This is a genomic window from Anaerofustis sp. (assembly GCF_019420015.1).
Lineage (GTDB): Bacteria > Bacillota > Clostridia > Eubacteriales > Anaerofustaceae > Anaerofustis.
The window spans coordinates 25,510-32,184 of record NZ_JAHZIA010000043.1 but is presented as its reverse complement, the minus strand read 5'-3'; the positions used below and the strand labels follow the sequence as shown (position 1 = coordinate 32,184).

10 protein-coding genes are annotated in these 6,675 nt (G+C 29.6%); all 10 read right to left on the bottom strand.

Annotation, left to right across the window (positions count from 1 at the left end):
* Positions 1 to 240 precede the first annotated feature (240 nt).
* A complete protein-coding gene (locus QZ357_RS07660; RefSeq protein ID WP_290774200.1) occupies positions 241 to 1,047 on the bottom strand; it encodes a tyrosine-type recombinase/integrase in 807 nt (268 codons plus the stop codon).
* The gene (locus QZ357_RS07655; protein ID WP_148486189.1) at positions 1,031 to 1,654 is read right to left on the bottom strand and encodes a hypothetical protein; all 624 of its coding nucleotides are present in this window, start codon (positions 1,652 to 1,654) and stop codon (positions 1,031 to 1,033) included. Before QZ357_RS07655 ends, QZ357_RS07660 begins: the two co-directional genes overlap by 17 nt.
* Positions 1,655 to 1,671: 17 nt before the next feature.
* Positions 1,672 to 2,028, bottom strand: a complete 357-nt coding sequence (locus QZ357_RS07650) for a hypothetical protein (protein ID WP_290774192.1) — start codon at positions 2,026 to 2,028, stop codon at positions 1,672 to 1,674.
* Between the two features lie 397 nt (positions 2,029 to 2,425).
* Complete coding sequence (locus tag QZ357_RS07645) at positions 2,426 to 2,785, bottom strand: hypothetical protein (protein ID WP_290774189.1); 360 nt, start codon at positions 2,783 to 2,785, stop codon at positions 2,426 to 2,428.
* A 2-nt stretch (positions 2,786 to 2,787) separates the two neighbouring features.
* The gene (locus tag QZ357_RS07640) at positions 2,788 to 2,943 is read right to left on the bottom strand and encodes a hypothetical protein (protein WP_290774186.1); all 156 of its coding nucleotides are present in this window, start codon (positions 2,941 to 2,943) and stop codon (positions 2,788 to 2,790) included.
* Between the two features lie 14 nt (positions 2,944 to 2,957).
* The gene (locus QZ357_RS07635; protein ID WP_290774183.1) at positions 2,958 to 3,605 is read right to left on the bottom strand and encodes a hypothetical protein; all 648 of its coding nucleotides are present in this window, start codon (positions 3,603 to 3,605) and stop codon (positions 2,958 to 2,960) included.
* 20 nt (positions 3,606 to 3,625) lie between these two features.
* The gene (locus QZ357_RS07630) at positions 3,626 to 5,500 is read right to left on the bottom strand and encodes an LPD29 domain-containing protein (RefSeq protein WP_290774180.1); all 1,875 of its coding nucleotides are present in this window, start codon (positions 5,498 to 5,500) and stop codon (positions 3,626 to 3,628) included.
* Between the two features lie 90 nt (positions 5,501 to 5,590).
* The gene (locus QZ357_RS07625; RefSeq protein WP_290774178.1) at positions 5,591 to 5,854 is read right to left on the bottom strand and encodes a hypothetical protein; all 264 of its coding nucleotides are present in this window, start codon (positions 5,852 to 5,854) and stop codon (positions 5,591 to 5,593) included.
* 86 nt (positions 5,855 to 5,940) lie between these two features.
* On the bottom strand, positions 5,941 to 6,282 hold the full coding sequence (locus QZ357_RS07620; RefSeq protein ID WP_290774175.1) for a hypothetical protein: 342 nt from the start codon (positions 6,280 to 6,282) through the stop codon (positions 5,941 to 5,943).
* Positions 6,283 to 6,370: 88 nt separating this feature from the next.
* A partial coding sequence (locus QZ357_RS07615; RefSeq protein WP_290774172.1) for a hypothetical protein occupies positions 6,371 to 6,675 on the bottom strand: 305 nt, incomplete at its 5' end.

The following is a 6,675-nucleotide window of genomic DNA, read 5'->3' as shown; positions in this document are numbered from 1 at the left end:
ATAATTTTTAATTTTTGAAATATCCAACTGTTCATTTACTTTAGTAGTTCTATCTATTGAATATTTAAGAAAAGGTATCAATAAATCGAATAAATCTTTTTGTTGACTATTCCAAATTTCATTCAACATAGCTGTTCCAATTAAAACATTTTCATTCATATAATCCAAACTCACCTCTGTTTGAATTATATCACAATTAAAATTATAATTCAATAAAATATCACCTCATTAGACAAAAAATTATATATATTCCATACCAAGTTCGATACTGTTATACATTTCTTTTATTTCACTATCAAGCAATCCTATATATTTTAGCGTGGTTTCAACGCTGGAATGATTAAAGCATTTTTGAAGAATCGTCAATGCTTTAGATTTATCCATTGCTTTATGCCAACACCAAAAACCCCAAGTCTTTCTTAAAGAATGAGTACCTATATTTTCTTTTATTCCAGCTTCTTTGGCGGTTTTTTTTAACATTTCATACAAAGCGTGATATGAGATATGTTCGTTTGAATTATCTGTTGCAAAGAAAATATAATCTTCCAAATTGGTTATAGGAAAATTTTCCACATATTCGTTTATTGCCCTTCGTACAGTTTCATTGAAGTGTAAACGAACAAATTTATTTTGTTTCTTTTGTTTTTCAGGTTTTAAGTCATAATATTCTTTAAATTTTTCCACAGTACCATCAGAATTAAGACTTTCAATAAAAAAATTCCACTTTAGCTTAATCAAATCACCAGCACGAATACCAATGTTTATTCCAACAAGAAAAACTAATTTATTTCTTCTTGCTCTTTTTTCCATTGTATTAGCTCTTGATTCAGCTATGTGTTTATTAAAGACCTCCATCATACTTTTTATTTTTTCCTCAGTATTAAAAGCAAATACTTCAGAACTTTCATCTTCCTTTTTATTACACTTTGTATCTTTTAAATTACCGTCTTTCTTTCTCTTTTCTGTTTTTCCGTATGAATGTAATAATATAATAGAAGTGTCTGTTTCGGAATTTATTATCTTATAATTATCAATTAAACTCATCATTTTTATTTCCTTCTTTCGATGTTTTTTCCTCTAACTTTCTTTTTCTTTCATTAAAATCTTTCCAAAAAGATATAGAAAAAAGTGGGGTAGTGTTATATACTACTTCTCTATCGCGTTCACACCAAGACATAACTCTTGTAGTGACGATTGTTTCATTGCCTAATCCAAACTCTATTGCAACTCGATAATGATGTTCATCGCTATTACATAATTCAATAAATTTTGCTACGGTTTTGTCAAGTGAGCGGTTCTTGAAAACTTTTTCCAGTGGGTAAATATATCCAGTTTCACTAATTTCTCCAACCTCAATAAAAAACATATATCCATAGCCTTTTTTAATTCGACTTTCAAATTTATCAAAATCTCTCTGGTTAAGAGTCAATCCTCTAATAATATTATATATATTTTCATCACGATAAAAAGGAGATACCGAACAAGTTTTTTTAAGTCTTTCTTCTCTTTCTTTTCGCTCTTTTTCTTCACGCTGTCTAAAAGCTTCCTCTTTAATTCGTCTTTGATTTTCCAAATATTTATTATATTTTTTATCGGTAAAACATTGATTAGGATTGCTTCTTCCTATAATAAGCCCAAGTAAAAAATCTAACATAATTAACACCTCATTCATTAAGTTTTATTAAGCAAATTATCAATTTCTTCAAGTCTTTTTAGAAGTTTTTCTTTTTCTTCCAAAAGAGTTTTTCTGTTATTGGTACTATTATCAGCACAACCAGCTTTCTTTATTGTTATTCCGTTTAAATTCTTTGCTCTTTCTGCAACTACCAAAGGCACATTCTCCACTTGAAGTATAGTTCCATCAAGAGGTTTTATACAAGGATATTTTGCTGAGCCTCCACTCTTTTCAAAACCACCCTGTACAACCAAAACATTAGGTGACAAAATTACATCTTTATCTCTCGAAGGTCTTTCCGCTACTATTAAAGTATCAATCGTTATATAACGATTGAAAGGGTATTTATCCATATCAAGAGTTACTTCTATACAAGGTATTTCTCCATCAGATAATTTTCCGCAATCCCCATAAGCATCTAATAAAACATTTATTACATATTCTTTGTTTTTTAATGGAAATATCCAATAAGGTTTGTCCCATCTCCCCTGTATTTGTCAAGCTTTTCTTATAAAAACAGGATTGTAAGGACTTTCTACCTTAATAAATTTTCCGTCAATTATTGTTTTTACTGTTTTCATAAACTTATTGCCTCCTTTTAAATTTTATTTTTTAGCTTTTTGCTATGGGCTGGAAGTTTAGAAAACCCTCCAGCACTAACCTTTATATAATTTTATATAAACATTATATCATAAATTTTCCAAAAAATGAATGATAATTATAATATTTTTGTTTAAAATTGGCATTTTATTAAGCAATGTTATAATAATATTCTCTCATTTCGGGTAATTTCCCCGTCAAAGATTTTTTATCTTTAGTAAATTCTAAAAATTTACTAATTGATATACTATCTAAAATTATTCCATACTGTTTTATATCGGATAGTTTTTCAAACTTTTCCTGAAAATCTTTCTTTTTGCCATCAGCACATTTTTGAATAATTTTCATATCTTCTAAAGGAATGTAAGACTCTTTAACATACAGTTTAATGTTTCCACCTTCTGAAATATGAGCTATTATTTTATAGTCGTTATTTTCCATTACAGCTTTATTGCATACGGTTATACCGTTTCCCAAGCAACACATAAATAATTCAAATTTTCCACTCATAATTAAATTTCCTCCTCAACTATTTCTCCTGAATAATAATCATCTTTGATACATTGTAGAATATGTTCTTGTGAACTTTCGCTTAAATCTTCAAATCTTATCACTTCCCCATCAAGTATAATTTCAAAATTAACCGCCCAACTTCCTAATTTTTCCATAGTTTTCCACTCCTTTAATTTTCAATTATAATTTTGTTTGCTATGTCACCTTTTATGATTATTGGACAAATTCCAGCTATACCGATATTATTCTTGATAATCAGTACATCGCTTTTTCCAGAATAATATACTTCCACTTCTTCTCCGTCATTAATAATAGAATAAGCTTTATCTAATAAGCCTATTTTATAATAACTTCCTTTATATTTTAAATAATATACTGCGTTAATTGTATCTACTTCGGATTTTTTAAATTTATAGCCTTTAGATTTCGCAATAGCTAATACACTATTTAAATCTAATTTTGTTGGACAGCCTACGCGCTGCCGAGCAAAATTTAATAAACTAACAATATCAAAATAATCATTATTAGTGTTATCGTAAGTTTCCATATTGCCAAGGCTTTCTGTTGTCATTACAAAGCAATACCCATCAATAAAACAATTATACAATTTCCCTTGATATTCAATATCCTTGCAGGGTTTTTTTACACTCTCTCGTATTTCATTTTTACTAAAGCGGAAAAATCTTTGCATAGCCGAATATCTACTTTTCTCATCTTTATCTTTCATAGCATTTTTATAGACTTCTTTTTCAAGTATACGCTTTAATTCCTCAATCTTATTATTTTTTAGCATCTCTAATATAATTTCACTTTTCATAATTAATAACCTCCAAAAATTTAATTAAATATCGGTTTATAAGTATTTATAATTGGTTTAATTCCGTTATCCTTGAAATATTCTAAAATTACATCATATTGTGATTCATCACACGAAAGAAATCTTGCTTTACGAACCGAACATTCAGGTGTATTGCTTTCAATATCTTCCCATAGAAGATTTTCAGGAATTTCCACCCAATCATTAAAAATAAGGGCATCACGATATAAATAAGCGTAATAATCATTTCTTTTTCTTTCTGGGCGGAAAACAAGTTTTACAGCATTATCATACTGAGCATAGGTTGTATTCGTATAATCTTTAAAATATCCCCTTGTAACACCTATACCTCCAAATTCATTCATACGAATAATAGTAATTTTCTGATTTTCCGTAAAATTAGCTATTGCGAATTGCTCCTGCATACCGTCTGCTTTAGTAAGTAAATGATACATAGCCGTTTTTAAATCTGGAATAGAAATAGCACGCACAACATCGACAGAGAATTTGAAATTGTTTTCATAAATCCATTTTTTCATAAGCTGTTTATACTCGTTAAAATGTTCGTTATTCCAAGTGTTAAGCCAGTTATTATTAATAATAATATTAGTGCTTACATCTTCAAGAGATTCAGCAAGTGATTTATTTTTTTCTAATTCCTCGTCAGAAATTCCCTTATTACCACTATATGTTTTTACAACTTCGCTTTCTTTGTCTACAAAATATACATAGCGTGCATAATTGTAACCCTCAGGATTAACGATTATCTTCAAAGTATTATCGCAATAGATAGCAACGCATTTATTATTGTACCATTCAACACTATCTTTTTCTTCCTCGCTCATTCTTTGATAATCTTCCATACAGATTATACGATTATCATCGGTAGCAGTACCGCCCATTCCAGAAAGAAAAGAATAATCATCTAATAATTGATTGACAAACATTTCATAAGTTGCCGAATCAAAATAAATATTTCTTGCAACCTTGCAATTTTCACGATGATGTTTTACTTCAATTTCTCCGTTGTAATCGTTTGTATATCCGTTGACAGTATCTTCTTTGCTTGCGTTTGTAGTATTGCATTTAAGCACAAAATATTCCATATCTTTAACTATTGCTCCGGATTCAATAATATTATGTCTTTGCTGGCGTTCAGCTTCACGCTTCGTAGATTCGACCTTTTCCGCTTCTAATTGTGCCATACGCTCTTGAAATTTTCTTTCTTCACGTTCACGCTTTTCCTCTTCGAAAACAGCTTTTTTATTAATAAATTCCTGTTCTATGTTATGTTCTGTCATATTAGATTCAAGTTGTTCATAACGATAACTTGATACAATATCACTTTCATAAACTCCATAAAAATTAACATCAAAATAATCCGTCATACTATCGCTATTATCATAATTAAAACTTTGAGCGAAAATATAAGCATAATGAACTATTGCTTTTAATGCTTCGCTGTCGATTGTAAAAGGACTTGCAAGCAAATGTACATAAATACTATTATATCCGTTTTTAGTAACTGACCATTTGCACATTGGAAAACGCTCTTTCAAATGCTTACGGATTCGCGCTGCAATTTCTTTATTATCGTAAATATGATATTTTTCAAAATGATTTTCAACATCTTCTGCGCGAGTAAGTAGCCATAAATCATAAGATTGCAATTTTTCTTGTTTTGATTTTTCGGCAGGTGTAAAAGTGCCGATAGTTTCCGCAATTTCATTTGCAATAGTCATTGTATTTTCACTTTGTTTTGCATACCATATTTTTTGCTTATTGCTCCAGTGGTAACCGTTTTCTTTTATTTTTGTAAGAATTTCCGCTGAAGGCTTTGAATCAAATCTTAATTCGATGCCGTTTTTCTCAGTGTTTAAAGTAATATTCAACATAATTTATACCTCCAGAATTTTATTAAGCGCCTGTCTACTTTGGATATGACAGTGTAGCTTTAACGGGGATATTTTCCCCGCCCATCAACGTTATGCTATTTTAAAATGCTTTTCACAAAATGCTTTTATAGTTTTCATTGATATGATATATTCGCCTTCCGTTCTCATTAACGACGACAAGTTAATAATATCCTTGTCGTGGTATTCATTCCAACTATAATTGTAGCCATAAAAGCTATCTGTCCACAATTCGCCCGTTGAGGTATCAAACATTAAATCGGCTCTCCAACAAGGGGTATTTTGACACCAGTTATATTCTCCTACTGCTTTTTTTAATCCTTTAAGTTTTAACATAATAAATTACTCCTTTATATTATTTATTTTTTGGGTATAATCCCGACACCCGTCAAGGGTGTTTCGTCGTAATTTTCAACGACTCTTCAGGGGATTTCAACGATAACAAGTGGAAACATTTTTCCTATTTCTTCATAAGATGATAATATTGAATATTCGAAGTTTATGTACTTTTCCAAACCTGCGTTTAAGGCATAAAAGATAGTATCTATATCATATCTGCCGGGTTTATAGTTATAAGAATCTTTGTAGTCTTTAATCATTATAGATATAAACAGATGGAGTACTTCACTTTTTTGAAAAGCATAAGGCATTTCGTCGTAATGTTTTTTTATAATGTCATGCCAATTAATAGCAAGCTTATAAGCGATTTTTTGCTCAACCGTGCATACTGTCAATGGGGTATTTCTAATTTTATGATACTTCATTTTTATTGCTCCTTTATATTATTTATTTTTGCCCTTGCGGGCAGTGGTCGCGGGCTTTAAAGATTAACCCGCGAGAACTATTTAATTATTAATCTATAACATTATTTTTTATAGCTTCTTGAATAAAACTTTCAATAAGGTTTTCAAAATCCTTTTGATTATCAATAAATTTTTCTTGCATTTCTATTGCTTTTTTCTCATACTTTTCACATAATTCATAATTAACTTTTATTGTACCAAACGGTCTATAACCTGTTACTATTGCAATATGACCAAAAGTATATATATCAGCGTTCCAACCATATACACCGCAAGTATAGTAATTTGCGTTATTGTACTTTAATAAAGTTTGTAATGCACAATAATTAACAGAAATACAATCGTAATTTTGCA

Coding starts and splice junctions, on each gene's coding strand:
- QZ357_RS07660 (WP_290774200.1), bottom strand. CDS start 1,047: ATGATGAGTTTAATTGATAATTATAAGATAATAAATTCCGAAACAGAC.
- QZ357_RS07655 (WP_148486189.1), bottom strand. CDS start 1,654: ATGTTAGATTTTTTACTTGGGCTTATTATAGGAAGAAGCAATCCTAAT.
- QZ357_RS07650 (WP_290774192.1), bottom strand. CDS start 2,028: ATGGATAAATACCCTTTCAATCGTTATATAACGATTGATACTTTAATA.
- QZ357_RS07645 (WP_290774189.1), bottom strand. CDS start 2,785: ATGAGTGGAAAATTTGAATTATTTATGTGTTGCTTGGGAAACGGTATA.
- QZ357_RS07640 (WP_290774186.1), bottom strand. CDS start 2,943: ATGGAAAAATTAGGAAGTTGGGCGGTTAATTTTGAAATTATACTTGAT.
- QZ357_RS07635 (WP_290774183.1), bottom strand. CDS start 3,605: ATGAAAAGTGAAATTATATTAGAGATGCTAAAAAATAATAAGATTGAG.
- QZ357_RS07630 (WP_290774180.1), bottom strand. CDS start 5,500: ATGTTGAATATTACTTTAAACACTGAGAAAAACGGCATCGAATTAAGA.
- QZ357_RS07625 (WP_290774178.1), bottom strand. CDS start 5,854: ATGTTAAAACTTAAAGGATTAAAAAAAGCAGTAGGAGAATATAACTGG.
- QZ357_RS07620 (WP_290774175.1), bottom strand. CDS start 6,282: ATGAAGTATCATAAAATTAGAAATACCCCATTGACAGTATGCACGGTT.